This window comes from Velazquezella soli, from assembly GCF_977018685.1.
The window spans coordinates 276,117-300,725 of the sequence record NZ_CDRNXF010000005.1; the positions used below are offsets into that span (position 1 = coordinate 276,117).

Annotated in this window: 25 protein-coding genes; 16 read left to right on the plus strand and 9 right to left on the minus strand. The window is 60.0% G+C overall.

Translation table 11 applies throughout. The annotated features are described in order from the left end of the window. The first annotated feature begins 69 nt into the window (after positions 1 to 69). Positions 70 to 330 (plus strand): helix-turn-helix domain-containing protein, encoded by a 261-nt coding sequence (locus tag AC0JZ8_RS21750; protein ID WP_062459760.1) that lies wholly within the window; start codon positions 70 to 72, stop codon positions 328 to 330. Positions 331 to 363: 33 nt separating this feature from the next. Here AC0JZ8_RS21750 and AC0JZ8_RS21755 read toward each other — a convergent pair whose 3' ends face one another. From AC0JZ8_RS21755 to osmF, 4 genes are all read right to left on the minus strand, one after another. Beyond that, positions 364 to 1,113 (minus strand): ABC transporter permease, encoded by a 750-nt coding sequence (locus AC0JZ8_RS21755; RefSeq protein WP_062459757.1) that lies wholly within the window; start codon positions 1,111 to 1,113, stop codon positions 364 to 366. After that, positions 1,110 to 2,048 (minus strand): ABC transporter ATP-binding protein, encoded by a 939-nt coding sequence (locus tag AC0JZ8_RS21760; RefSeq protein WP_471893540.1) that lies wholly within the window; start codon positions 2,046 to 2,048, stop codon positions 1,110 to 1,112. Before AC0JZ8_RS21760 ends, AC0JZ8_RS21755 begins: the two co-directional genes overlap by 4 nt. Then, positions 2,045 to 3,211, minus strand: a complete 1,167-nt coding sequence (locus tag AC0JZ8_RS21765; protein WP_471893541.1) for an ABC transporter permease — start codon at positions 3,209 to 3,211, stop codon at positions 2,045 to 2,047. The genes AC0JZ8_RS21760 and AC0JZ8_RS21765 overlap by 4 nt, the downstream gene beginning before the upstream one ends. 68 nt (positions 3,212 to 3,279) lie before the next feature. Next, positions 3,280 to 4,191 carry a glycine betaine ABC transporter substrate-binding protein OsmF gene (gene osmF / locus AC0JZ8_RS21770; protein WP_062578000.1) on the minus strand — a complete coding sequence of 304 codons (912 nt, stop codon included), beginning with the start codon at positions 4,189 to 4,191 and terminating at the stop codon, positions 3,280 to 3,282. Between the two features lie 283 nt (positions 4,192 to 4,474). On the opposite strand from osmF, the gene AC0JZ8_RS21775 reads away from it, so the two are divergent. After that, positions 4,475 to 6,754, plus strand: a complete 2,280-nt coding sequence (locus tag AC0JZ8_RS21775) for an FdhF/YdeP family oxidoreductase (RefSeq protein ID WP_471893542.1) — start codon at positions 4,475 to 4,477, stop codon at positions 6,752 to 6,754. A gap of 77 nt (positions 6,755 to 6,831) precedes the next feature. On the opposite strand, the gene AC0JZ8_RS21780 is transcribed toward AC0JZ8_RS21775, so the two are convergent. After that, positions 6,832 to 7,752, minus strand: a complete 921-nt coding sequence (locus AC0JZ8_RS21780; protein WP_174197702.1) for a LysR family transcriptional regulator — start codon at positions 7,750 to 7,752, stop codon at positions 6,832 to 6,834. A gap of 212 nt (positions 7,753 to 7,964) precedes the next feature. On the opposite strand from AC0JZ8_RS21780, the gene AC0JZ8_RS21785 reads away from it, so the two are divergent. The 7 genes from AC0JZ8_RS21785 to mmsB all read left to right on the plus strand — a co-directional run bounded on the left by AC0JZ8_RS21785 (position 7,965) and on the right by mmsB (position 15,174). Further along, complete coding sequence (locus AC0JZ8_RS21785; RefSeq protein WP_062578008.1) at positions 7,965 to 9,179, plus strand: ABC transporter substrate-binding protein; 1,215 nt, start codon at positions 7,965 to 7,967, stop codon at positions 9,177 to 9,179. Positions 9,180 to 9,182: 3 nt separating this feature from the next. Further along, a complete protein-coding gene (locus tag AC0JZ8_RS21790; RefSeq protein WP_174197701.1) occupies positions 9,183 to 9,965 on the plus strand; it encodes an ABC transporter ATP-binding protein in 783 nt (260 codons plus the stop codon). Beyond that, on the plus strand, positions 9,965 to 10,669 hold the full coding sequence (locus AC0JZ8_RS21795) for an ABC transporter ATP-binding protein (RefSeq protein ID WP_471893859.1): 705 nt from the start codon (positions 9,965 to 9,967) through the stop codon (positions 10,667 to 10,669). The genes AC0JZ8_RS21790 and AC0JZ8_RS21795 overlap by 1 nt, the downstream gene beginning before the upstream one ends. A 97-nt stretch (positions 10,670 to 10,766) precedes the next feature. Further along, the gene (locus tag AC0JZ8_RS21800) at positions 10,767 to 11,654 is read left to right on the plus strand and encodes a branched-chain amino acid ABC transporter permease (RefSeq protein ID WP_062459730.1); all 888 of its coding nucleotides are present in this window, start codon (positions 10,767 to 10,769) and stop codon (positions 11,652 to 11,654) included. Between the two features lie 15 nt (positions 11,655 to 11,669). Further along, positions 11,670 to 12,668 carry a branched-chain amino acid ABC transporter permease gene (locus tag AC0JZ8_RS21805; RefSeq protein WP_062459725.1) on the plus strand — a complete coding sequence of 333 codons (999 nt, stop codon included), beginning with the start codon at positions 11,670 to 11,672 and terminating at the stop codon, positions 12,666 to 12,668. A 13-nt stretch (positions 12,669 to 12,681) separates the two neighbouring features. Beyond that, positions 12,682 to 14,277 carry a GMC family oxidoreductase gene (locus tag AC0JZ8_RS21810; protein ID WP_174197911.1) on the plus strand — a complete coding sequence of 532 codons (1,596 nt, stop codon included), beginning with the start codon at positions 12,682 to 12,684 and terminating at the stop codon, positions 14,275 to 14,277. Positions 14,278 to 14,286: 9 nt separating this feature from the next. After that, positions 14,287 to 15,174, plus strand: coding sequence for a 3-hydroxyisobutyrate dehydrogenase (gene mmsB, locus AC0JZ8_RS21815; protein ID WP_062459718.1), 888 nt, complete (start codon positions 14,287 to 14,289; stop codon positions 15,172 to 15,174). 39 nt (positions 15,175 to 15,213) lie between these two features. Here mmsB and AC0JZ8_RS21820 read toward each other — a convergent pair whose 3' ends face one another. Beyond that, the gene (locus AC0JZ8_RS21820) at positions 15,214 to 15,975 is read right to left on the minus strand and encodes an IclR family transcriptional regulator (RefSeq protein ID WP_062459715.1); all 762 of its coding nucleotides are present in this window, start codon (positions 15,973 to 15,975) and stop codon (positions 15,214 to 15,216) included. A 117-nt stretch (positions 15,976 to 16,092) separates the two neighbouring features. Between AC0JZ8_RS21820 and AC0JZ8_RS21825 the strand changes: the two genes are divergently transcribed. The 4 genes from AC0JZ8_RS21825 to AC0JZ8_RS21840 all read left to right on the plus strand — a co-directional run bounded on the left by AC0JZ8_RS21825 (position 16,093) and on the right by AC0JZ8_RS21840 (position 19,294). After that, on the plus strand, positions 16,093 to 16,815 hold the full coding sequence (locus AC0JZ8_RS21825) for a 3-oxoacid CoA-transferase subunit A (RefSeq protein ID WP_430245645.1): 723 nt from the start codon (positions 16,093 to 16,095) through the stop codon (positions 16,813 to 16,815). After that, positions 16,812 to 17,516: a CoA transferase subunit B gene (locus AC0JZ8_RS21830; protein ID WP_062578016.1), complete on the plus strand. Its 705-nt coding sequence runs from the start codon at positions 16,812 to 16,814 to the stop codon at positions 17,514 to 17,516. The genes AC0JZ8_RS21825 and AC0JZ8_RS21830 overlap by 4 nt, the downstream gene beginning before the upstream one ends. Positions 17,517 to 17,526: 10 nt before the next feature. Beyond that, positions 17,527 to 18,732 (plus strand): 3-oxoadipyl-CoA thiolase, encoded by a 1,206-nt coding sequence (pcaF, locus tag AC0JZ8_RS21835; protein WP_471893543.1) that lies wholly within the window; start codon positions 17,527 to 17,529, stop codon positions 18,730 to 18,732. A 139-nt stretch (positions 18,733 to 18,871) separates the two neighbouring features. Beyond that, positions 18,872 to 19,294, plus strand: coding sequence for a hypothetical protein (locus AC0JZ8_RS21840; RefSeq protein WP_471893544.1), 423 nt, complete (start codon positions 18,872 to 18,874; stop codon positions 19,292 to 19,294). 95 nt (positions 19,295 to 19,389) lie between these two features. Here the strand turns inward: AC0JZ8_RS21840 and AC0JZ8_RS21845 are convergent, their stop codons facing one another. Both AC0JZ8_RS21845 and AC0JZ8_RS21850 read right to left on the minus strand, forming a co-directional pair. Further along, the gene (locus tag AC0JZ8_RS21845; RefSeq protein WP_062459699.1) at positions 19,390 to 19,614 is read right to left on the minus strand and encodes a hypothetical protein; all 225 of its coding nucleotides are present in this window, start codon (positions 19,612 to 19,614) and stop codon (positions 19,390 to 19,392) included. 121 nt (positions 19,615 to 19,735) lie between these two features. Further along, positions 19,736 to 19,945 (minus strand): cold-shock protein, encoded by a 210-nt coding sequence (locus AC0JZ8_RS21850; RefSeq protein WP_062459695.1) that lies wholly within the window; start codon positions 19,943 to 19,945, stop codon positions 19,736 to 19,738. Between the two features lie 291 nt (positions 19,946 to 20,236). On the opposite strand from AC0JZ8_RS21850, the gene AC0JZ8_RS21855 reads away from it, so the two are divergent. The 3 genes from AC0JZ8_RS21855 to AC0JZ8_RS21865 all read left to right on the plus strand — a co-directional run bounded on the left by AC0JZ8_RS21855 (position 20,237) and on the right by AC0JZ8_RS21865 (position 22,198). Then, positions 20,237 to 21,100 (plus strand): SDR family oxidoreductase, encoded by an 864-nt coding sequence (locus AC0JZ8_RS21855; RefSeq protein ID WP_162759507.1) that lies wholly within the window; start codon positions 20,237 to 20,239, stop codon positions 21,098 to 21,100. Between the two features lie 140 nt (positions 21,101 to 21,240). Next, the gene (locus tag AC0JZ8_RS21860; protein WP_062459686.1) at positions 21,241 to 21,681 is read left to right on the plus strand and encodes a hypothetical protein; all 441 of its coding nucleotides are present in this window, start codon (positions 21,241 to 21,243) and stop codon (positions 21,679 to 21,681) included. A gap of 106 nt (positions 21,682 to 21,787) precedes the next feature. Beyond that, positions 21,788 to 22,198 (plus strand): response regulator, encoded by a 411-nt coding sequence (locus AC0JZ8_RS21865; RefSeq protein WP_082471777.1) that lies wholly within the window; start codon positions 21,788 to 21,790, stop codon positions 22,196 to 22,198. An 88-nt stretch (positions 22,199 to 22,286) separates the two neighbouring features. Here AC0JZ8_RS21865 and recQ read toward each other — a convergent pair whose 3' ends face one another. Further along, the gene (gene recQ / locus AC0JZ8_RS21870) at positions 22,287 to 24,101 is read right to left on the minus strand and encodes a DNA helicase RecQ (RefSeq protein WP_471893860.1); all 1,815 of its coding nucleotides are present in this window, start codon (positions 24,099 to 24,101) and stop codon (positions 22,287 to 22,289) included. Between the last annotated feature and the right edge of the window lie 508 nt (positions 24,102 to 24,609).

A 24,609-nucleotide genomic window follows, 5' to 3' on the forward strand; every position in this document is an offset into this window, starting at 1 on the left:
CGGGCTTCGCGGTTATCCGCGGAGCCCTTTTGCTACTTGATGCCAGCGTCCAGTTGTTAGGAGCAGACGATGTTTATTGACGGAACGGATCTCGACCAGGCTACCGGCGATACGCTCGGCGGGCGTATCTCGCTGGCACGCGATGCGACTGATCTTTCGGTAGATGATGCTGCCCACATGTCCGGTGTCGACCGGAGTGTCTGGGAGGCCTGGGAGAACGACCGTGACGCACCGATCGCAACCGATCTCGAGATCGTCGCACGCTCCCTGCAGGTAAGCCTCGGCTGGTTGATTACCGGCCGCGGTGTCGGGCCGAAGTGGGACAGCTAGACTGTCAGCGTTGAAGCTCTACCAGAAGCGGAATTACCGCACGTTCAGGCCCGTACGACGAGCTGCAACCCGCTCGACGGCGGACAGCGTGTCGTAGATGAGGATCGCAAGAGCGCCGACGATCAGGCCGCCTTGCAGGATAAAGGCGAGGTTGTTGGCCTGCAGGCCGGCGATGATGACTTCGCCCAGGGTTTTTGCGGCAACGGTCGAACCGATCGTGGCCGTGGCGAGACTGATCACGACCGACAGACGGATACCGGCGAGGATGACGGGTGTGGCGAGCGGCAGCTCGACCTTGAACAGCCGCTGCAACCCGGTCATGCCTGTCCCGCGCGCCGCCTCCATGACAGACGGCGGAAGGGTCGTCAGCCCCGTCAGTGTGTTTTCGAAAATCGGCAGCAAACCGTAGAGAAAGAGCGCGACCAGCGTCGGTTTTTCACCAAACCCCAGCGTTGGAACCGCGAGCGCCAGCACCGCTACTGGCGGGAAGGTTTGCCCGATATTCACGAGGCCCCGCGAGAGCGGCAAAAACTCGGCGCCGATCGGCCGCGTCACGAGAATTGCCATGGGAACAGCCACAAGAATCGCTGCTGTCGTGGCGATGGCGACCGTCCTCAGATGCAGAAGCGTGAGTGTCAGAAGACTTCCCTGATTGTAGATCGCGGGCGCATTCTGCTGAACCAGCGGGCGCAGGATGGGATCGAACGATTCGGGCATCAGCAGGAACGTCAGCAGAAGAACGAGCAGTAACGCCCGCAGCATGAGAGGAAGCCACGCTCTCATGCCAGACCCGCCGCGCGCTTGGACAGTCCTTCGACCGAAACAGAACCGATGATCCGCCCATCGGATGCGCGAACAGGCAATGCCTGCTGTCCCGTCCACAAAAGCTTTGATAGCGCTTCTCGCTGGCTCATGTCTTCGGACAGTGGTTCCCCTGTCGCTTGATTGGGCTCGAGGGCGTCACCGATAGTCTGCATCGACAGGAGCCGGAACGGCCGCTCCGTATCGCCAATCAGCGTTTCGACGAACGGGGTCGCAGGCTGTCGAACCAGTTCGACAGGCGCGCCGTATTGAACGACCTTGCCCTTGTCCATCACCGCAATCCGGTCCGCCAGATGAAAGGCCTCGTCCATATCGTGCGTGACGAGAACGATGGTCGTGCCGAGCACCTTTTGAATGCTGATAAGGTCTTGCTGCGCCTTGGCGCGAATGATCGGGTCGAGAGCGCCGAACGGCTCATCCATCAGGAGCACGTTGGGTTCGGCCGCAAGAGCGCGTGCCACGCCGACGCGCTGTTGCTGCCCGCCGGAGAGTTCATGCGGAAAACGCGCCGCGAAATCGGCGGGGTCGAGCTGGAAGAGTTCGAGCAGCTCTTTTACTTTGGCGTCGATGCGGGGCCGGTCCCAGCCAAGCAGACCCGGAACAGTGGCGATATTCTGCGCGACGGTTCGATGCGGAAAAAGCCCGTGTCCCTGGATCGCGTAGCCGATCCTGCGCCGCAGTTCGAACCCCGGCAGGTCGCGATTGTCGACGCCGTCGAGCTTGATGGTTCCAGAGGTCGGTTCCACGAGCCGGTTGATCATCCGCAGAAGCGTGGTCTTGCCGGAGCCGGACGTTCCGACAATGACCGTTACCGTGCGCGGTTGGATCGTCATAGTCACTGTGTCGACAACCGTATTGTCGCCGTAACGCTTGGTGAGGGTCTGGATTTCGATCATGCGGCTTTGCCTCGAGTGCCAACAGGGGCGTTCAGTTCGACGAGTGCGTCCAATACGGTGGCTGCGGTGAAGGCAAGCACGACGGTGGGTACGGCGCCCAGGAGCACAAGATCCATTGCCGTCTGGCCGACGCCCTGGAAGACGAAGACGCCGAACCCGCCGCCGCCGATCAGGGCCGCAATGGTCGCAAGCCCGATATTCTGAACCAGAACGATGCGGATACCGGTCAGGATGACGGGCATGGCGAGCGGCAGTTCGATGCCGAACAGGCGTTGGCGCCCGGTCATGCCGACTCCGCGGGCCGCCTCGTTTGCTTCCCGGGGCACGCCTTCGAGTCCCACGACGGTGTTGGCGACAACAGGCAACAGGGAGTAGAGGAACAGCGCCACGAACGCGGGTGCAGCGCCAATGCCGCGTATGCCGATCGCGGCCGCACCCGGCACGTTGATGGCGATCCAGCCGAGCGGCGCGATGAGAATGCCGAACAGGGCAATCGACGGGATCGTCTGGACGAAGTTCAGCGTGTTGAGAATGCCGGCACGCAAGGAAGTGACTCGGTGGGCAAGAACGCCGAGGGGAAGACCGACGACGACGGCTGCAATCAGCGATCCGATCGCCAATGTCACGTGTTTTCCCGCCTCCTGCCAGAAGACGTCGGCGCGGCCCGCATATTCCCTGATGATGGAAAGTCCGTCCCAGAGACCCGAAGACAGGACGAGCGCGATGCCCGCTACGCTGACCGCCAGAAAGGCGATCCGAACGACGGGTGTTGGCCGCAGTCTGGCGATCGCATCGGCGGCGAGCAGAGCGAAGGCAAGCATCAACAGCCAGGCACCGGAGGCCGGCGAAACACGAGCATAGGTATTGCCGTCCGGCGTCAGAAACGACGCGGCGGAACCGACGGAGATGGCAAGTCCCGCGAGAACGGCCGCCGCAGCCGACAGCCTCAGATAAAGAGGTGTTTTGAAGAGTGTGATGAGGATCGCGACGCCGATAACGACGACGAAGGCGATCGACGTGGATGGCGGCAGGGATTCCCAGAGAGACTTCCCCTGCCCCGGCACGATCCGGTTGGGACGGAAAATCATGAGGGGCGCGAAGAAGGCAGCGTAGACCGCCAGCAGCGCCACGACGACACCCAGCTTATCGAGGCGAAGCTTCAATCCGATCCTCCTTGGCCCCCGGATGATGCATCCCGCCCTTTCGGGAGGAATGCATCAAGCAGACAGTGTTACTTCAGAAAGCCGTTCTTCTTCAGAAAGTCTTCGGCAACGGCCTTCGGCGGTTCGCCACCGAGCTGCACGCGACCGTTCAACTCCTGGAGCGTCACAAGATCGAGCTTTTCGAAGACCGGCTTCAGAAGCGTTTCGATTTGCGGATGCTCCTTCAGAACCGCTTCACGGATGATCGGAGCCGGCTGGTAGACCGGCTGGACGCCCTTGTCGTCTTCCAGAACGACGAGACCCGATGGCGCAATGCCACCATCCGTGCCGTAGACCATCGCCGCATTGGCGCCGTTGGTCTGGTTTGCAGCTGCTGCAATCGTGGCAGCGGTGTCGCCGCCGGACAGCGTGATCAGCTGGTCGGACTTGAGCGTGAAGCCGTAGGTCTTCTGGAAGGCCGGAAGGGCTGCAGCCGAGTTGACGAATTCCGAGGAGGCAGCCAGAACGACCTTACCGCCGCCAGCAACATACGAGCCGAATTCGCTGAAGGTCTTGATCTTGCCTTCGTCCGCGACTTCCTTGCGGATGGCGACCGCCCAGGTGTTGTTTGCCGGAGACGGGGTCAGCCAGACGATCTTGTTTGCATCGTAATCCAGCTTCTTGGCCTCAGTATAGGCCTTTGCCGCGTCCTTCCAGGCCGGGTCTTCGGCTTTTTCGAAGAAGAACGCCGCATTGCCGGTATATTCCGGATAGATGTCGATTTCGCCGGCGGTGATCGCCTTGCGCACGACAGGTGTGGCGCCGAGCTGAACGCGATCCGTCGTCTTGATGTCGTTTGCGTTCAGGATGGACAAAATGATGTTGCCGAGGACGCCGCCCTCGGTATCGATCTTTGATGATACGACGACTTGCGCCGATGCCGTGGCCGCAGATGCGGCAATGGCGAATATGGTTCCGATCACGATCTTGGGCAGGTGCACGGCCGGTATCTCCCTGTTTACAACTAGTCTTGCCTGGCGCGCCCAACCGCAATCGTCCGGACGCAAACGCCTATATATGCCGCCGGTTCAAGAAGAATAGTGGAGCAACGTCACGTCAGTCATTTGCGGTATGCCTCGTCCTGAAACCGAGGCCGTATGCCGTCTCCGGATCCGACAGCCGCTCGGAAACGACTGCCCGGCGGGAGGAACGATCGCGCCTTCTTCGAGTTATGTCGATGCCGCCCCTAGCATCCCTTTCAGCGAACATTTCGGAGGCCCACCCATGGCAGACAACATCAGCAATCCTGAAGGCAAAGGCCCTGCAGGTGGTTGGGGCTCGGTAAAGTCGATCTTCCGGATCTACGGCGAGAGTTCGCCTCCACCAGCGTTTCTCGAAACGTTGTCTCGCCAAAACAAGCCGGGCGGATTCATGTGCGTCTCGTGCGCCTGGCCAAAGCCCAAAAACTATCACCCTTTCGAGTTTTGCGAGAATGGTGCCAAGGCCACCATGTGGGACCTGACCAACTCCCGTTGCGGACCTGATTTCTTCAAGAAGCATACGGTGGAGGAGCTGAAGGGCTGGAAAGACCACGATCTGGAGATGACAGGTCGCCTAACCCATCCTCTCCGCTTCGACCACGCGACCGGACAATACGTGGAGGCCACCTGGAACGAGGCGTTCCAGAAGATCGGCGCAACGCTAAAGCGCCTGGAGAAGAAGAGCGTGGTCTTCTATTCGTCCGGCCATGCCGGACTGGAAGCATCCTACCTCTATGCCTTGCTGGCACGCGCCTATGGCAACAACAACCTGCCGCAGAGCTCGAACATGTGCCACGAGACGACGTCCGTCGGCCTCACCAAGGTCATCGGCTCGCCGGTCGGTACCATCGTCTGGGAAGACTTGGAAAAGACCGACGCCTTCTTCTTCTTCGGCCAGAACCCGGGCACCAACAGTCCACGTTTCCTCCATCCGCTGCAGGAAGCCAAAAAGCGCGGCGCGAAGATCGTCACATTCAACCCTGTTATCGAGCAGGGTCTCGTGTCATTCGTGAACCCGCAAAATCCGCTCGACATGGTCACGGGCAACGAGACCAAGATATCCGATCAGTATCTGCAGGTGCAGGCCGGTGGTGACGTCGCTGCCATGCTGGGTCTCTGTAAGACCGTCGTCGAGGCCGATGATGCGGCGGTTGCCGCTGGCCGGGCGCGCGTTCTCGATGTCGATTTCATCGCCGAGCATACGACGGGCTTCGACAAGTTCATCGAATGCGTGCGCGACACGCCTTGGTCGGACATTGTGCGCGAAAGCGGGCTCACGGAGGCTGGCCTGCGCGAGGCAGGCGCGACTTATATTGCCGCCAAGCGCGTCATCGGCGTTTACGGAATGGGACTGACCCAGCACTCGCAGGGCGGCCTTAACATCGCGATGCTAGTCAACCTTCTCCTCCTGCGCGGCAATATCGGCCGCGAGGGGGCTGGTTGCTGTCCGGTGCGTGGCCACTCGAACGTTCAGGGCCAGCGGACCGTCGGCATTGCCGAAAAGACCAAGCTCATCCCGATGGACAAACTGAAGGAACTGTTCGATTTCGATCCTCCGACCGAGGACGGAACGCACATCGTCGATGCGGTCAAAGGCATGATGGCAGGAACCATTCGCGCCACGATCTCACTGGGCGGCAATCTACTTCGGGCCGTGCCGGATCAGGTCGATATGGAGCGGGTCTGGGCCGAGCAGGAGCTGACGGTCATGGTCTCGACGAAGCTCAACCGCAGCCATCTGTTTCCGGGCAAGGAGGCCTGGATCCTGCCATGTCTCAGCAGAACCGAGATCGACATGCAGGCGACCGGAAATCAGTCCGTCACGACGGAAGACAGCTTCTCCCACATTTCCGGTTCGATCGGAAAGCGGACGCCGGCATCCAAGCAACTCCAGAGCGAACTTGCGATCGTGACCGGCATCGCCAAGGCAACCCTCGACCATAACCCGAAGCTGAAATGGGACGAATGGACGCGGGACTACAGCCTCGTTCGCAATCTCATCGAGGCAACCTACCCCGACGACTTCAAGCATTACAACCAGCGGATGTTCGAGCCCGGCGGTTTTTATCGCGGCAATGATGCACACGAACGGAAGTGGAATACCGAGGAAAAGAAAGCGGTCTTTACAACGCCGCATCAGCTCAACGCGTTGTCGTTCGAGGATGCGCCTGGTCGGTTCCGGCTGATCACGATGCGATCCAACGACCAGTTTAACACAACGATCTATGGCTATTCGGATCGATTCCGCGGCATCGAGGGTACGCGAGACGTGCTTCTCATGTGTCCGGAAGACATTGCTGCAGCAGGACTTCGGGAAGGTCAGGTCGTATCGCTCGTAAGTGACTTCGAAGACGGCAAACATCGCGAACTTAGAGGGCTGACGGTCAGAGCGCACAAGCTTCCGCGCGGCACGATCGGCGGGTACTATCCCGAATGCAACGTGCTGAACGCAATCGACCATCACGACGAGATGTCCAAGACGCCGGCGTCCAAGGCAATCCCGGTGAAGATCGTCAGCCACTGATCCCGAACGCGAGTACCGTCCGGTACAGTGCCCGCCACGCCAGGTAAACCAGGTTTGGCGGGCACACTTCGTTCTGCTCAGGCGCTTTCAATTTCGCCAAGAAACGCATCTCGATTGTTCTGCACGACCGCCAAAAGGTAGTCGGCGACGGCACGTACACGGGGAATGCGGCTCATGTCGCGGTGACGGACCAGGTAGTAGTGCCGGGTCAACTGCACCTCGCGGGGCAGCACCAGCTCGAGATCCGGCTGACGGCGCGCAATGAAATGCGGCAGGATGCAGAGTCCCTGGCCCTGAAGCGTCGCCGTCAGTTGCGCCGAGATGCTTGAGCTCTGAAACCGCGGCCGGATTCCCGGATGGACGTCGCCAAGATAGTCCAGTCCCGGCGCAAAGATCATATCCTGGATGTAGCCGATGAACGGGTGTAGCAGCAGGTCGTCGCGGCTTTTAATCTCCGGTCGCTCGGACAGGTAGGATTTTGCGCCGTAGATGTTCAGCCGATAGTCGGTGATCTTCTCGATTTCGTAGGGTCCGCCCTTCGGCGGATCGAGCGAGATGGCAATGTCGGCCTCCTTGCGCGACAAGGACATGATCTGCTGGATCGTCACCAGCTCGAGCGAGAGATTGGGATGCTGGACGGTGAAATCGCCGATCTGATGCGCGAGGAAGAAGTTCGCAATTCCTTCCGGAGCACTGAGACGGACGACGCCCTGGTGAGCAGCGCTCCCCGAGAAGATATCCATCTGCAACCGGTCCGCTTCCGCCTCCATGCGTTCCGCAGCTTCGATGAAGCGTTGTCCAATTCCGGTTAGGACATAGCCGCGCGGATTGCGCTCGAAAAGCTTGATCCGGAGACTGAATTCCAGCCGGTCGATGCGGCGCGATACGGTGGCATGGCTGGTGCGCAATTGCCGGGCCGCGACGGAAAGCTGCCCGGTTCGGGCGACGGCCAGGAAATATTGAAGGTCGTCCCAGGTGAAGTTCGGGCTGGCTGTCATGTCGGCGGTTAGCGCTCCAATGTCCCTATCTGTTCAAACGCTGTCACGGGTCTGTTCAAAATTGAACAGAGGCTGTTTGCAATTAATAGCGCGCTCCTCCTTGCGTCAACGTTCGTTTTACTCGACCATACCCACAGGAGGGGCTGCTTTGAGGAGGGTGGCCCGCCAAATTTGAACAGATTCGCGCGCTGTTATCTCTGGGAGGAGACCTTATGCGAAAGACGTTTGTGGCGTCCGTTGTTACACCGCTGGCCGTATTGCTCGCCAGCAGCACTGCATTTTCCCAAACGGCATCCGACGGCAAGGTCAGGATCGGTATCCTGAACGACCAGTCCGGCGTGTATTCCGATTTCGGCGGCAAGTCGTCCGTTGAGGCTGCAAAGATGGCGGTCGAGGATTTTGGCGGCAAGGTTCTGGATGTTCCGATCGAGGTCATCGACGCCGATCACCAGAACAAGCCCGACATCGCCTCCAACATCGCCCGCCAGTGGTACGATACCCAGCAGGTCGATACGATCATGGACCTGACAACGTCGTCGGTCGGTCTCGCGGTCCAGGCGCTGTCCAAGGACAAGAAGAAGATCACCATCAACACCGGTGCGGCGACCACTGATCTCACGGGCAAGTCCTGCACGCCCTACGGCTTCCACTGGGCATATGATACCCATGCGCTTGCGGTCGGCACAGGCGGTGCGATGGTCAAGCAGGGCGGTGACAGCTGGTTTTTCCTGACCGCGGACTATGCTTTCGGCTATTCCCTCGAGCAGCAGACCAGCGACTACGTGAAGGCCAATGGCGGCACGGTCGTCGGTTCGGTGCGGCATCCCCTGTCGAGCCAGGATTTCTCATCCTTCCTGCTGCAGGCGCAGTCATCAGGCGCGAAGGTGATCGGGCTTGCCAACGCCGGTCTCGACACGGCCAACTCGATCAAGCAGGCGGCCGAGTTCGGTATTGTCCAGGGGGGGCAGAAATTGGCGGCGCTCCTGTTCACGCTGGCCGAAGTGCACGGGCTCGGACTTGAGGCAGCACAAGGCCTGACGCTGACGGAAGGCTATTACTGGAACCTCGACGACAAGAGCCGCGAGTTTGCCAAGAAGTTTTTTGCCCGGACCAACAAGATGCCGAACATGGTTCATGCGGGCACCTATTCTGCCGTGACGCAGTATCTCAAAGCCGTGCAGAAGGCCGGTACGGACGAAAGCGACGCGGTGGCCAAAGCGCTGCATGAAATGCCGGTCGACGACTTCTTCGCTCGCGGCGGTACGGTTGGCGCAAACGGCCGAATGATCCACGACATGTACCTGCTGCAGGTGAAGAAGCCTGATGAAAGCAAGGAACCGTGGGACTATTACAACGTGCTTGCCACCATTCCCGGCAAGGAGGCCTATCTCGACCCGGCCAAGGCCGGTTGCGAGCTGGTGAAGTGAGCGATGGCAGTCGCATCGATCTCGACTAACGAGCAGCCACGGGTGGTCTTGTCCGCCCGTGGCCTGTCGAAGAGCTTTGGAGCATTCGCAGCCGTCAAGAATGTCGATCTCGATGTTCACGACGCCAGTGTCCATGCGCTGATCGGTCCGAACGGAGCCGGCAAGACGACGGTGTTCAACCTTCTCACCAAGTTCCTGCAACCGACGGCCGGTTCGATCACGCTGATGGGCGCCGACATCACGAAACTGCCACCCGACAAGGTGGCGCGGATGGGGCTGGTCCGCTCGTTCCAGATCTCGGCCGTGTTTCCGCATCTGACCGTGCGTGACAATGTCCGCGTCGCATTGCAGCGTCCGAGCGGGTTGTCGACACAGTTCTGGCTGCCGCTCTCCTCGCTCGACCGGCTGGATGCCCGCGCCGACGAGCTGATCGAGACTGTGGGGCTGAAACGCGAGCGCAACGCGCTGGCGGCCGACCTTTCCTACGGTCGCAAGCGGGTACTGGAGATTGCCACGACTTTGGCACTCGATCCCAAAGTGCTGCTGCTCGACGAGCCGATGGCCGGCATGGGCCAGGAGGATATCGGTACCGTGTCCGCCATCATCCGCGAAGTGGCGAAAACCCGCGCGGTGCTGATGGTGGAGCACAATCTTTCCGTCGTTGCAGATATCTGCCACCACGTCACAGTACTGCAGCGCGGCGAAATTCTGGCCGAGGGCGATTACGCGACGGTCAGCCAGGATCCGCGCGTCCGCACGGCTTACATGGGCACGGAGGAGGCATGATGGCGCAACCCCTGCTTCAGGTTTCCAATCTCAATGCCTGGTATGGTGAAAGCCACGTCCTGCACGGCGTCGACATGACGGTGCATGAGGGCGAAACCATCACCATTCTCGGTCGCAACGGCGTCGGCAAGACCACGACGCTGCGCACGATCATGGGCATCATCCGCGAACGCCGCGGCGAGATCCTCTTTTCCGGCCAGGACATGTCGCGGGTTCCATTGCACAGAACCGCCCATGCGGGTCTCGGCTTTGTGCCTGAGGAGCGTGGTATCTTCTCGACGCTGACCGTCGAGGAAAACCTCATGCTGCCGCCGGTCGTTGCGCAAGGAGGAATGCCACTCAGCGAGATCTACGAGCTATTCCCGAACCTTCACGAACGCCGCTCCAGCCCGGGCACGAAGCTCTCCGGTGGCGAACAGCAGATGCTGGCGATCGCCCGCATCCTGCGCACCGGGGTAAAACTGCTCATCCTCGACGAGCCGACCGAAGGGCTTGCGCCTGTCATCGTGCAGCGCATCGGCGAAGTGCTGAAGACGCTCAAGGACCGCGGCATGACGGTGTTGATGGTCGAACAGAATTTTCGCTTCGCAAGCCGCGTCGCTGACCGGTTCTACCTGATGGACCACGGAAAAATGGTGGCAAATTTCCCGGTCGGCGAACTGCAGGAGAGGATGGACATGCTGCACAAGGTTCTGGGGGTTTGAGCATGGTCGTAATGCAAACGGATCACCGCACGGACGACCTGGCAACGCGCTCGCGTCCAATTTCGGTAAAATCAGACGACGCCAGGAGCGCCGCACCATGACCATGATTTTCGGCATTCCGCTCCAGGCTTTCCTCGGACAGCTCCTGATCGGCCTGATCAACGGCTCTTTCTACGCACTTTTAAGCCTCGGTCTTGCGGTCATCTTCGGGTTGCTGCGGGTCATCAACTTTGCCCACGGCGCGCAGTATATGCTCGGCGCTTTCGTTGCCATGCTGATGCTGCAGTATTTCGGCATCAACTACTGGTTCGCGCTCGTTCTCGCACCTCTCGTCGTCGGCCTGTTCGGAGCAATTACCGAACGCTTCCTGCTGTCACGGCTTTACAAACTGGACCACCTCTACGGCCTGCTCTTCACCTTCGGATTGGCGCTCACCATCGAGGGCACGTTCCGGTATCTCTACGGTTCGTCGGGCCAGCCCTATTCGGTTCCGACGCAGCTTGCCGGCGGCACCAATCTCGGCTTCATGTTCCTACCCATCTATCGCGGCTGGGTGGTGGTCGTCTCCCTGGTCGCCTGTATCGGCACCTGGCTTTTGATCGAAAAGACCAAGCTCGGCGCCTATTTGCGGGCAGCCACGGAAAACCCGATCCTGGTGCAGGCGTTTGGCGTCAACGTGCCGGTGCTTTTGACACTGACCTACGGGCTCGGCGCGGGCCTTGCCGCCTTTGCCGGCGTTCTGGCGGCGCCGATCTACCAGGTCTCGCCGCTGATGGGGTCCAACATCATCATCGTGGTCTTTGCGGTCGTCGTCGTCGGCGGCATGGGATCGATCATGGGTGCGATCCTGACCGGCTACATGCTCGGAATCGCCGAGGGCCTGACGAAAGTGTTTTATCCGGAAGCATCGAGCATCGTGATCTTCGTGATCATGGCGATCGTGCTGCTTCTGCGGCCAGCCGGTCTTTTCGGCCGGGATGTTTAGGGAAGGATGCCAGAGATGAGCGACATCATCCACACCGCCGCCCCGCCGCGCATCGAGAGATCGGGCACAGCCACGAAAACCTACGCGATCTTCATCGGGTTGGGACTGGTGCTGCTCCTTGTTGCACCGCTGTTCTTCTACCCGATCTTTCTGATGAAGCTTTTGTGCTTTGCGTTATTTGCCTGCGCGTTCAACCTGTTGTTGGGTTACACGGGCCTGTTGTCCTTTGGCCATGCGACGTTCTTCGGCGGAGCCGCCTATTTTACTGCCCATGTCGTGAAGGTCTGGGGTCTGTCGCCGGAACTCGGCATTCTCGTCGGCGCATTCGGAGCGGCCGTGCTTGGCCTGATCATGGGCTTCTTTGCCATTCGACGGCAGGGCATCTACTTTGCGATGATCACGCTTGCGCTTTCGCAGATGTTCTTCTTCTTCTGCCTGCAGGCGGAATTCACGCATGGCGAAGACGGCATCCAGTCCGTGCCGCGCGGCCACCTGTTCGGCTTTATCGATCTCAGCGAAACGACGAACATGTACTATTTCGTGCTGGCCGTCTTCTTGATCGGCATGGCGATCATCTGGCGGTTCATCAACTCGCCCTTCGGCATGATCCTCAAATCGATCCGCGAAAACGAGCAGCGCGCCATCTCGCTCGGCTATTCCGTATCCCGCTACAAGCTCGGCGCCTTCGTCATGTCGGCGGCGCTTGCCGGGCTTGCCGGCGGAACCAAGGCGCTCGTCTTCCAGTTCGCGACGCTGACCGATGTCGGCTGGCAGATGTCCGGCGAGGTGATCCTGATGACGCTGCTTGGGGGCATCGGCACGCTGATCGGACCGATCTTTGGCGCCGGGCTTGTCGTGGCGTTGCAGAACTACCTCGCGACCTCGGAATTTCCCGTCACGATCATCACCGGCGTGGTCTTCATGGTCTGCGTCCTCCTCTTCCGGCGCGGCCTGATCGGGGAATTCTACGCCTCGCGGCTTGGCCGAAAACTGGGCTTCGAGCATCGCCGCTGATTGGCTGAAGATCATGGAAACCTACGACTACATCATCATCGGTGCCGGAAGCGCCGGCTGCGTTCTTGCGAACCGCCTTTCGGCCGATAGCCGCAACAGCGTGCTGCTGCTGGAAGCCGGCGGGACCGACAACTATCACTGGGTGCATATCCCGGTCGGCTATCTCTATTGCATCAACAACCCGCGCACCGACTGGTGTTTTGCCACCGAAAAGGAAAAAGGCCTCAACGGCCGCTCCCTGTTTTATCCGCGCGGAAAGCTGCTCGGTGGCTGCTCCTCGATCAACGGCATGATCTATATGCGCGGCCAGGCGCGCGATTACGACCTATGGCGGCAGATGGGATGTGCCGGCTGGGGCTGGGACGACGTGCTGCCGCTGTTTCGCAAGAGCCAGGACTTCTACAAGGGCGGCGACGATCTGCATGGCGAAGGCGGCGAATGGCGGGTCGAAAAGCAGCGTCTGCACTGGGCGGTGCTCGACAGTTTCCGCAAGGCGGCGGAACAGGCGGGCATCCCGATGATCGAGGATTTCAACCGCGGCGACAACGAAGGCTCGAGCTATTTCGACGTCAACCAGCGTTCGGGCATTCGCTGGAACACCTCCAAGGCCTTTCTGCGGCCCGCGATGAAGCGGCCGAACCTACGCGTCCTCACCAAGGCGCATGTCCGCCGCCTGATCATCGAAACCGGTGAGGTGAAAGGCGTCGAGTTTCAGCAGAATGGCGTGTCGCAGGTGGCTCATGCCCGTCGCGAGACGGTGCTTTCGGCGGGCGCGATCGGGACGCCGCATGTGCTCGAACTCTCAGGCGTCGGACGCGGCGAGGTTCTGGCGGACGCCGGGGTCGAGATGGTCAAGGAGGTGCGACAGGTCGGCGAAAACCTGCAGGATCACCTGCAGCTACGGCTGGTCTACAAGGTCACCGGCGTGCCGACGCTGAACGAGAAAGCCTCTCGCTGGCTCGGCAAGGCTGCGATCGGGCTGGAATATGCGCTGAAACGCTCAGGACCTATGTCCATGGCTCCAAGCCAGCTCGGGATTTTTACCCGGTCGGGTCCGGACAAGGAAACGGCTGATCTCGAATACCATGTCCAACCGGTCTCGCTGGACCGCTTCGGGGATCCGGTTCATGCTTTTCCGGCAATCACCGCAAGCGTATGCAATCTTCGCCCCGAAAGCCGCGGTTCCGTGCATCTGAAAGGCCCGGATTTTGCAGCAGCGCCGGCGATCCGGCCGAACTATCTTTCGACAGCTGCCGACCGCAGTGTCGCGGCAAGTTCGATCCGGCTGACCCGCAACATCGTCGCGCAGCCTGCTTTCGCCCGCTACCAGCCGGAAGAATACAAGCCGGGACCGGCGTACGACACGGATGCAGATCTGGAGCGCGCTGCCGGCGAAATAGGAACGACGATTTTCCATCCCGTGGGCACGGCCCGGATGGGGTCGGATCCCGATAGCGTCGTCGATCCGCGACTGAAAATGAGAGCACTCGGCCGGCTGAGAATTGCCGACGCATCAATCATGCCCGCCATCACATCGGGCAACACGAATTCTCCGACGATCATGATTGCCGAAAAGGCGGCGGCGATGATCTTGGCGGACAATCGGTAAGGGGGGACTATGAGCAAGGTTGCATTCGTTGGACTTGGGAACATGGGCGGGCCGATGGCGGCCAATCTCGTCAAGGCGGGACATGACGTCTGGGGCTTCGATCTTTCGGAGGCGAGCAGGAATGCCGCAAGCGCGCATGGCGTCAACGCGGCAAGCACCCTCCCCCAGGCTGTGCTGAATGCAGACTGCATTATCACCATGCTGCCCAAGGGCCAGCATGTCCTCGCCGTCTGGTCGGATCTGGCATCCGTGATCCCCGAGGGAACGCTGCTCATCGATTGTTCGACCGTGGACGTGGAGAGCGCCCGCAAGGCGCATGCTCTGGGCAGCGCGATGGGTTGCCTCTCTCTCGATGCTCCGGTGTCCGGGGGAACGACCGGCGCGGAAGCGGGCACGCTGACATTCATGGTGGGCGGCTCGGAGAGTGCGTTTGCGTCGGGTAAGGCTATCCTCGAAGCCATGGGCCGCAAGATTGTCCACTGCGGCGGCGATGGTGCGGGTCAGGCTGCAAAGATCTGCAACAACATGATCCTCGGCATCTCGATGATCGGCGTCTGCGAAGCGTTCGGCCTGGCTGAAAAGCTCGGCCTCTCGCATCAGGCGCTGTTCGATGTCGCCTCGACCTCATCGGGCCAGTGCTGGTCGCTGACGACCTATTGCCCCGTGCCCGGTCCCGTGCCGACATCGCCTGCCAACAACGACTACCGCCCCGGCTTTGCCACGGCGTTGATGCTGAAGGACTTGCTGCTGTCACAAGAGGCAGCACAACAATCCGGCGCCGCGACACCGCTCGGAGCCCACGCGGCCGACCTCTACGCCCAGTTCGAGGCAGCCGGACACGGCGGCGAGGACTTTTCCGCCATCATCCGGATGCTGCAGGAGATACCCCGGGAATAAGATGGTTTCGGAGTTGGAACGCCGGCATATGCCGCAAATTCAACCGGATATGCCGGTCAGCTCCTTCTGAACTTTAAGCAGTGACGGAATGTAACGGTCAGCGACAGCCTGCATCGGCTCCTCTGACGCGGCTAGCCCGATGTTCAGCGCGGCGACGACTTGGCCGCGGGGGCCGAATAGCGGGACGGCCAGAGAGCGAAGGCCGATTTCGACCTCCTGATCGATGCAGGCATAGCCGCGATCACGGATGCGGAGCAGTTCGCCCTTGAGCGTTTCGATGTCGGTCACGGTCTTTGCCGTCCTCGCCACGAGCGGCTTTAATGAAAGAAGATCTTCTGCCTGCTCGACAGGAAGTGCTGACAGCATCACCCGCCCCATGGAGGTGCAGTAGGCTGGAAGGCGTGAGCCCGGCATCAGCGAAATCGACATGACCCTGCGCTGCGCGGCCCGCGCGACGTAAACGATGTCACTCTCATCAAGAATGGAAACGGATGTGCTTTGGCCTGTCTGTTCGGACAGGTCATCGAGCCAAGGCTGCACGATCTTCGGCAATGGCATCGCTGCCAGGCATCCCGTCCCCAGTCGCAAGACGCGGGGCGTGACGGTGAAGAATTTTCCGTCATAGGCACAATAACCGAGTTCGGAGAGCGTCAGGAGGCATCGCCTCACCGTCGCGCGATCATAACCGGTGAGCTGTGAGGCTTCGGCGATGCTGAGACGCGGTCGCTCGGCAGAGAAGGCTTCTATGACCTTGAGGCCCTTTGCCAGCCCGCCCATCATGTCTCTCGTCTTGACGTCCACCAGAGCCTCATTTTGTGCGATAATCGTACAAAGAGACGATATCGCACAAATGGTTTGCCGTCCATCCTTATGGGATTTAGTTGTTTCTGCAGCGGGAGCGGTTTGCGGAGGATACTGATGGATAAAACAATTCGGACTTTGGCTGATGCCGTGTCCAAGATCACCGACGGTGCCACGGTGATGATCGGTGGTTTCGGAGGCTCCGGTGCGCCGATCGAACTCATCCACGCGCTGATCGACAATGGTCCTAAAAACCTGACCGTGATCAATAACAACGCCGGGAACGGACGCATCGGTATTGCGGCGATGATCGATGCTGGCATGATCGCGAAGATGATCTGCTCCTTCCCTCGCTCGTCCGATCCGCGCGCCTTCACCGATACCTATCTGGCCGGAAAGATCGAGTTGGAACTCGTCCCCCAGGGCACGCTTGCCGAGCGGATCCGCGCAGGTGGCGCCGGCATACCGGCCTTCTACACTCCGACGGGTTATGGAACGGAACTGGCCGAGGGCAAGCCGGTCGCCGAGTTCGATGGACGACATTATGTGCAGGAGCGCTGGCTCAAGGCCGACTTTGCCGTCGTCAAGGCGCATCTCGGCGACACCCATGGCAACCTCACCTATCGCAAGGCCGGCCGGAACTTCAATCCTCTGATGTGCATGGCGGCGACCACCACCATCGCCCAGGTCTCGCAGATCGTTGAACCCGGCGACATCGACCCCGAACACGTGATCACGCCCGGCATCTTTGTCGATGCGGTGGTCGAGGTTTCAAACCCTCAGCAAGAAGAAGAACTCATCCGGGCCGGAGTGGCCTATGCCGGAGGAATGAGCGCATGAGCGGCGAAACTCAGACACTGGACACCCGCGAAGACATCAAACTGTCGAACACGCAGATCGCCTGGCGTGCCGCGCAGGATATCGAAGATGGCGCCTATATCAATCTCGGGATCGGTTTTCCGGAAATGGTCGCCCGCTATCAGCCGCCCGGCAGACAGGCGATCTTCCATACGGAAAACGGCATCCTCGATTTCGGCGAGCCTCCGGCAGCCGGTGAGGAAGACTGGGATCTGATCAACGCGGGCAAAAAGGCCGTGACGGTCAAGCCTGGCGCGGCTTTCTTTCATCATGCGGACAGCTTCGCCATGGTGCGGGGCGGCCATCTCGACGTTGCAATCCTCGGCGCCTATCAGGTGGCGGAAAATGGCGACCTCGCCAACTGGCGCGTCGGCTCCAAAGGCGTGCCGGCGGTCGGCGGCGCGATGGATCTGGTGCATGGTGCCAAGCAGGTTTTCGTCATCACCGAGCATGTGACGAAGGACGGCAAGCCGAAACTTGTCTCCAAATGCACATTTCCCCTCACGGGCGTCGGCTGCATCACGAGGGTCTATACGAGCCATGCGGTGATCGATATCGCTGACGGCCGTTTTGTCCTGCGTGAAAAGCTCGCCGCAATGACCATCGAGGAATTGCAGGCGATGACCGGCGCGCAGCTCCATGTGGACGGCGCTGTTGCCGATCTTGTCGTACCGGCGCTTTGAGGAGAGATCGATGACCGAAGCATTTATCTGCGACTATATCCGTACCCCGATCGGTCGTTTCGGCGGCGCGCTGTCATCGGTCCGTGCGGACGATCTGGGCGCTGTACCTCTTAGGGCACTGATGGAGCGAAACGCTGCCGTCGACTGGGAAGCGGTCGGCGACGTGGTCTTTGGCTGCGCCAACCAGGCGGGCGAAGATAACCGGAATGTCGCGCGCATGTCGCTGCTCCTCGCCGGCCTGCCTGTTTCCGTATCCGGCACGACGATCAACCGTCTCTGCGGATCGGGCATGGATGCCGTGATCACCGCTGCCCGCGCCATCAAGGCCGGCGAAGCCGACATTATGATTGCCGGTGGCGTCGAAAGCATGAGCCGTGCGCCATTTGTGATGCCGAAGGCCGAGACTGCGTTTTCGCGCAACGCCGAGATCTATGACACCACCATTGGGTGGCGTTTCGTCAATCCGCTGATGAAAAAGCAGTATGGCGTCGATTCCATGCCGGAAACCGGCGACAACGTCGCGATCGATTATCACGTCTCTCGCGAGGATCAGGACGCTTTTGCATTGCGCAGCCAGGAGAAAGCCTCGGCAGCTCAGCAGAACGGCCGTCTAGCGCGCGAAATCACCGCTGTCAGCGTCCCGCAACGCAAGGGCGACAGCATCATTGTCGACAAGGACGAGCATCCCCGTGCGACCAGCCTGGAGGCATTGGCCAAGCTCAGGCCGGTGAACAAGATCGAAGGCGGCACGGTCACGGCCGGCAACGCATCCGGCGTCAATGACGGGGCAGCGGCACTCATCATCGCCTCGCAGGAGGCGGCCCGGAAATATGGCCTGACGCCGATTGCACGCATCATCGGCGGCGCTGCGGCTGGCGTTCCGCCACGGGTGATGGGCATCGGGCCTGCGCCAGCGACGCAGAAACTCTGCGCACGCCTCGGCCTGTCGCCGCAGGATTTCGGGATTGTCGAGCTGAACGAAGCCTTCGCCTCTCAGGGCATCGCCGTTTTGCGCGAGCTCGGAATCCCCGATGATGCAGAGCATGTCAACGCGAATGGCGGTGCCATCGCGCTGGGTCACCCGCTCGGCATGTCCGGAGCACGCATTGCCGGAACCGCGGCACTGGAGCTATCGCTGGGGAGTACGCGATACGCGCTTGCCACGATGTGCATCGGCGTTGGCCAGGGGATAGCTCTGGCTTTGGAACGAGTTTAGGGGGATTGCAGCCGGAGCTCGAAGACAATTCGACGCCTCCGGCAACCATTGGCGGCGGTGACTGTTGATAAGCGAGGCGCACGGCAAGAACACAAGCCGGATAGCGTCTCCCCCTCGAAAACTCGTAAGGATCGGCAGCATGAACGAACCGCAGGAGTTTGCGCACAGCACCAATGGAGATCGGTGGTTTATCGAACCTGATCCCGAGAACCATCGCGCAACCGTCACGCACCGTGGCAACTTGCCGTCCGGTGGCCACGAAACGCGGATTCCAGTGGACGTGTTCTTAAGTCAACACCCACGTGGCCCCGAGCACGACGCGCTTGAGCGGATGCTATCTGCACTTCCCGTTAGAAACTCCACGATTGAGACTGGGACTGCGTCCGGCCTGTCGATGCTGGCCCATCAGTATCTGCGTCTCGGTGGCCGTCGCAGCGCTACGCGTGCATGGGGAACCGATACCAAAGAAGCTGAAGATTTCTGGAACGAGAATATCGCTGTGCTCGACACCGGGGGAAGGCGTGAAGTCGAGACGTATCTGCCCACGATCGGAGGTCCGTGATCTCTGGTCGACTGTAGCGGTAGTCGGAGCCACGGGCATGAAACAAGATCGGCCGCGCAGGCTGCGGGCCGAGTTCATTCCAAGTCGGATTGGTGTCAGGCCTTCTTGGCGCGCTTTGCAATCAGTGCAGCGGTCGCAGAGGCGCGGTCTTCAATTTCTTTTGCAAGGCGCGCAGCCTTGAGCCGAGCCGTCTTTGAGTCACGTTCGGCGACGTGTGCGTTTAATTCTGCGACCGCTTCGACGCGGGAGAAAAACTGGGTCTGGGTCTGAGCAAATGCGGCTTCCGCACGCTCGCGCGACTTCGACATTGTTTCCGTCATTTCTTATCCAATCCTGGCGGTAGACGCCAAATAAGAAGGCCGAGCACGTATGCTCGGCCCTCACCAACTGCTACTTCGACAGTGCCAGTACATCCGTGGTCAAAGCGAAGCAAAAATCGAATTAAGCAGCCTGAAGGTTGCAGGCCGACATCTTGCCCGACTTTGCGTCGCGCTCAAGTTCGTAGCCCAGCTTCTGGCCTTCAACGATTTCGCGCATTCCGGCGCGCTCGACTGCGGAGATGTGAACGAACGCATCAGCGCCGCCATCGTCAGGCTGAATGAAGCCGAAGCCCTTAGTGGAATTAAACCATTTTACTGTGCCAGTGGTCATAGTGAACCCTTTCAAAGCATAGAGAAGAAATCTGCAAAACGAGATCTTGCAGAAGGTGATAGCGATTTGTTTTGAAGAGGAAGTTCGCTCAGGCGCTTCGTTCGAAGCGCAATAACCAAAGATCAGCAAGCAAAATATCGATAAACCACAAATAGCGGCTACGCTCCCGAAAGTCAACTTTTAGTTTCCCCGGCCCGACTGGAGCGCTTTCGAAGAGGCTGAGTGAGCGACAACGGAACCGATTGTGGATCAGCTTGTTTCTGCTCAGAACGCTAGACTGGAGATCAAACCATGCAAGAAACACGTCGCCCGACACCTCCCCATCCCGCCCAGCATCAGGATCCGCCAGGCCAGACCGCATTGATGGATCCGGCGCCGGATCATGGCGAACACTCCTACAAGGGCAATGGTCGTCTTGAGGGCAAGGTCGCGCTGATCACCGGTGCCGATTCAGGCATCGGCAAAGCTGTGGCGATCGCATTCGCCCGCGAAGGCGCGGATATCCTGATTTCGTACCTCAGCGAACACGAAGACGCTGAAGACACGGCGAAGTGGGTGCGCGAAGCAGGCCGCAAGGCAGTGGTCGTTCCCGGAGACATCAAGTCGGAAGAGCATTGCAACGCGCTCGTGAAGCGCACGGCCGATGAGCTCGGAAAAATTGACATCCTCGTCAACAATGCCGCCTTCCAGCGCACCTATGCCACCATTACCGATATCACTGCGGAAGAGTGGGACGAGACGTTCCGGACCAACATCTACGCACCATTCTTCCTATCGAAGGCGGCTGTCCCTCTGATGAAGCCGGGTAGCTCGATCATCAATACGACGTCGATCCAGTCGCGTCAACCTTCGCCACAGCTTCTCGCCTACGCCTCGACCAAGGGTGCCATCTCCAACTTCACGGCTGGTCTTGCCGAAATGTTGGCAGAACATGGGATCCGGGTGAATGCCGTCGCGCCGGGCCCGATCTGGACGCCTCTCATTCCCTCGACCATGCCGGCTGAAAAGGCGGCGAAGTTCGGCGAGCAGACCCTGCTCGGTCGTGCGGGCCAGCCAGCCGAATTGGCAGGTGCCTATGTTCTCTTGGCGTCCGACCTTGGCAGCTACATGACTGGCGCCGTCATTCCGGTGACCGGCGGCGAGATCATGATCTGATCCGTTCATTGTCGTTCGGTTTCGGGAAGGCTCGCTCCTCTCCCGAAACCGCTCTCGAAGAGCGAGTTTCGGTACCCAAAGAAACACGAGCCGGATCAGAGGATGTCTCGATCCCCAAACAAACAAGCAAGGAAAACCCAATGGCCGATCATTCCCAGTCGCCTGCTGCCGCTTCTCTTCTTCGCGAACAGGCAGCACAACGCGCCCGCACTCCAGACGAAGTCCTGCAACAGGGCCTCGAGGAGACCTTCCCGGGTTCCGATCCTGTTTCATCTTCGTCCACTGCCACAGGCTTTGGCGGCCCGAGCACGAGTTCAGACGAACCGCTTGTCGATGAAGCGCTGGCATCGGTCCACGACCGCGACAACTCGGCAACTGCCAAAGCACGAGATACGCTGACAGCCCTGCGCGCCGAGCTCGAAAGTTTGAAGGACAGAGCCGTAGAGCCGGCAACCTACCGCGAGTACGCGAACGAACCCCGCCTTATTGTGGACGACATCAAGCGCGGTATCCAAAGATCTCCAATCGGAGCCGTTGGGCTTGCGGCGGCTATCGGATTTCTGTGGGGCATCACGCGATAGCCACGTTCAACCATAAGTATTTGTGACGAAAACTGGAACACCCTGCATTTCCGCCCGTTCGTTCACTAAGAGATTACGCAAAAGTGTTCATGAACGGAGAATGGAAATGGCTTTCAATGTTCTGATTGTCGAAGATCAGCCAATTATTGCAATGGGTCTGGAAGACGCTGTCGAAGCGTTGGGGCACCATTCGATTGGCGTGGCGAGAAACAGAGCGGAAGCCACGTTGCTTGCTGCCACGGCGGATATGGCATTGGTCGATGTCAACCTCGATGACGGTCCAACCGGGCCGGGCATCGGGCGCGACCTCGCAATCGCCGACATCACCGTCTTGTTCATGACGAGCGATCCGGGCGCACTGGGGGCGGGCGTGAAGGGAACGCTTGGCGTGATGGAGAAGCCGATCCTCGATCTCGAGGTCGTGAAAGCAATCCAGTACGTAGCGGACAGACGCGCCGGGATCGAGGGCACGTGCCCGCCGGACCGCCTCAGAACGTTTCCCGTCACAAAGCAGTAAGGACCGGCGTCGTCCCGATATAGTGTCGGGGCGACCATTAGCCGCTCGCAGCGCCCTTCCACCTTTCAATCGAACAGTCGTCTATCGATTATCCGTCGTGTGCCCGAATAATATCGAGGAACGCGTCGCCATAGCGCTCAAGTTTCGCTTGCCCGACGCCGGATACACCGAGGAGCGCGTCGTGGGTTGTCGGCCGCTGCGTTGCAAACGCGATCAGCGTCGCATCGGCGAATACGACGTAGGGAGGGATCGCCAGATCCTTCGCAATCGTCATTCTCATCTTGCGCAATGCCTCAAACAAGACCGCGTCGGTTTCTCCCAACTGCGACCTTGGGTTTTTCGAGCCTGCCGTCTGCCCTCGTGGCGTCTTGCGGCCGGTCACCGGGTCCTTGCGGAAACGGACGGTCCGCTCGTGGCGGAAGACATCGCGTGCCGAAGGCTCCAGTTTCAAAGCTCCGAAAGCCTGGTGATCGACGCGCACCAGGCCTGCGGCAAGAAGTTGGCGATAGACAGACTGCCACGTCTTTTGTGCCAGATCCTTTCCCGCACCGAAGACCGGCATGTCCACATGGCCAAAGCGACGTGTCTTTTCGTTGTCATTGCCGAGCAGGACATCGATCAAATGGCCGGTACCGAACCGTTCCTCTGTTCGATACACGGCAGCGAGCGCCTTGATGGCGGCCTCGGTTCCGTCCCAGGTGTCCACGGGCTTGATGCAGGTATCGCAGTTTCCGCAATGCCCCGCATGCTCTTCTCCAAAATGTGCGAGTATCGCCTGTCGTCGGCAGCCGGCTGTCTCGCAGATCGCAAGCAACGCATTGAGCTTGGCGCGCTCGACCCGCTTGACGTCGTCGCCGGACGTGCCGTTGTCGATCATCCTGCCGCGCTGAATGACGTCGGCCATCCCGTAGGCCATCCAAACTTCGGACGGCAGACCGTCACGACCGGCACGGCCCGTCTCCTGATAATAGGCTTCGACTGAGCTCGGCAAATCCAGGTGCGCGACGTAGCGTACATCGGGTTTGTCGATGCCCATCCCGAACGCGACGGTCACGACAAGGCAGAGGTCTTCCTCTTTCAAGAAGGCGTCCTGATTGGCATCGCGAACCTCCCGGTCCATACCCGCATGGTAGGGCAACGCGCGGATGCCTTGCGCACTCAGCCACTCCGCGGTCTCCTCGACCTTCGCGCGCGACAGGCAGTAGACGATACCGCTCGATCCCTTGTGATTCTCCAGGAAGCGCAGCAACTGCTGGCGCGGTTGATCCCGTTCAACGATCTCGTAGGCAATGTTCGGGCGATCGAACGATGCGGTGAAGACCCGGGCATTGCGCAGGGTGAGCCTGTCGATAAGATCTTCCCGCGTATGCGGGTCGGCGGTCGCGGTCAGCGCCATACGCGGCACGCCCGGGTAAAGGTCGGCGAGTTCACCGAGCTGCCGATACTCCGGGCGAAAATCATGCCCCCATTGCGAGACGCAATGGGCTTCATCGATTGCAAACAGCGCGACCTTGGCGTCTCCGATCAACTCACGAAACCCTGACGTCACGATCCTCTCGGGGGTCACGTACAGCATGTCGAGCCTGCCAGCCGCCAGCGCGCGTTTGACCTCGCCGAACGTTTCCCGCGGCATGGAGGAATTGATCGAGGCGGCACGGACTCCGATCTGCTTCAACGCCTCGACCTGATCGCGCATCAGCGCAATCAGCGGCGAAACAACGATGCCGACGCCGTCGCGGCAGAGAGCCGGGATCTGAAAGCACAGGGATTTTCCTGCGCCCGTCGGAAACAGCACAACCGCGTCTCCGCCCGAAACAACATGGCGAACGACAGCCTCCTGGTCGCCGCGAAAGGAAGGGTAGCCGTAAACCTTCTGCAAAACCCCGACCGGATCCGCCTGCATACCGCTTTTGCGTTCACCATCTTGGCTGGTTGATTTCGCTTGCATGAGCTCGTTCCGCCTCCATCCTTGCTCGCGAGCCATCTCACAAGGCACGACCTTTGCAAAGCCCGCCGCCGCAGATATCGCCACTATCCATCAAGCGGTTCGTGCCCGAATGACATTGAGGCACGAAACAAATGACCTGATAGAAAATATCAATCGACATACCCCTAGATTTAAGTGGGCAGCGGGATCGCGACCGCGTTGCAAAATTAGCAAACGATAATATTAGATACCGATAATTTGAACACTTTAGGAACATTCTAAAAACCTGCCGGCACCGTTCAAAACGGATTCCCAGACGGTCATAGAGAATATCTATCATATTCTGATCGAAGCAGTCACCATACAGCTACTCTGAAACTGTTTGCAGAAACTGCGGACAGGCCAGCTCTCATGGGCCAGCTTTCTCAGGCCTCTCGGACGCAAAATGTCCGGCTCGCGATTGCATCGCAACATCGTGATGAAA

Coding starts and splice junctions, on each gene's coding strand:
- AC0JZ8_RS21750 (WP_062459760.1), top strand. CDS start 70: ATGTTTATTGACGGAACGGATCTCGACCAGGCTACCGGCGATACGCTC.
- AC0JZ8_RS21755 (WP_062459757.1), bottom strand. CDS start 1,113: ATGAGAGCGTGGCTTCCTCTCATGCTGCGGGCGTTACTGCTCGTTCTT.
- AC0JZ8_RS21760 (WP_471893540.1), bottom strand. CDS start 2,048: ATGATCGAAATCCAGACCCTCACCAAGCGTTACGGCGACAATACGGTT.
- AC0JZ8_RS21775 (WP_471893542.1), top strand. CDS start 4,475: ATGGCAGACAACATCAGCAATCCTGAAGGCAAAGGCCCTGCAGGTGGT.
- AC0JZ8_RS21780 (WP_174197702.1), bottom strand. CDS start 7,752: ATGACAGCCAGCCCGAACTTCACCTGGGACGACCTTCAATATTTCCTG.
- AC0JZ8_RS21785 (WP_062578008.1), top strand. CDS start 7,965: ATGCGAAAGACGTTTGTGGCGTCCGTTGTTACACCGCTGGCCGTATTG.
- AC0JZ8_RS21790 (WP_174197701.1), top strand. CDS start 9,183: ATGGCAGTCGCATCGATCTCGACTAACGAGCAGCCACGGGTGGTCTTG.
- AC0JZ8_RS21795 (WP_471893859.1), top strand. CDS start 9,965: ATGGCGCAACCCCTGCTTCAGGTTTCCAATCTCAATGCCTGGTATGGT.
- AC0JZ8_RS21800 (WP_062459730.1), top strand. CDS start 10,767: ATGACCATGATTTTCGGCATTCCGCTCCAGGCTTTCCTCGGACAGCTC.
- AC0JZ8_RS21805 (WP_062459725.1), top strand. CDS start 11,670: ATGAGCGACATCATCCACACCGCCGCCCCGCCGCGCATCGAGAGATCG.
- AC0JZ8_RS21810 (WP_174197911.1), top strand. CDS start 12,682: ATGGAAACCTACGACTACATCATCATCGGTGCCGGAAGCGCCGGCTGC.
- mmsB (WP_062459718.1), top strand. CDS start 14,287: ATGAGCAAGGTTGCATTCGTTGGACTTGGGAACATGGGCGGGCCGATG.
- AC0JZ8_RS21825 (WP_430245645.1), top strand. CDS start 16,093: ATGGATAAAACAATTCGGACTTTGGCTGATGCCGTGTCCAAGATCACC.
- AC0JZ8_RS21830 (WP_062578016.1), top strand. CDS start 16,812: ATGAGCGGCGAAACTCAGACACTGGACACCCGCGAAGACATCAAACTG.
- pcaF (WP_471893543.1), top strand. CDS start 17,527: ATGACCGAAGCATTTATCTGCGACTATATCCGTACCCCGATCGGTCGT.
- AC0JZ8_RS21840 (WP_471893544.1), top strand. CDS start 18,872: ATGAACGAACCGCAGGAGTTTGCGCACAGCACCAATGGAGATCGGTGG.
- AC0JZ8_RS21845 (WP_062459699.1), bottom strand. CDS start 19,614: ATGACGGAAACAATGTCGAAGTCGCGCGAGCGTGCGGAAGCCGCATTT.
- AC0JZ8_RS21850 (WP_062459695.1), bottom strand. CDS start 19,945: ATGACCACTGGCACAGTAAAATGGTTTAATTCCACTAAGGGCTTCGGC.
- AC0JZ8_RS21855 (WP_162759507.1), top strand. CDS start 20,237: ATGCAAGAAACACGTCGCCCGACACCTCCCCATCCCGCCCAGCATCAG.
- AC0JZ8_RS21860 (WP_062459686.1), top strand. CDS start 21,241: ATGGCCGATCATTCCCAGTCGCCTGCTGCCGCTTCTCTTCTTCGCGAA.
- AC0JZ8_RS21865 (WP_082471777.1), top strand. CDS start 21,788: ATGGCTTTCAATGTTCTGATTGTCGAAGATCAGCCAATTATTGCAATG.
- recQ (WP_471893860.1), bottom strand. CDS start 24,101: ATGCAGGCGGATCCGGTCGGGGTTTTGCAGAAGGTTTACGGCTACCCT.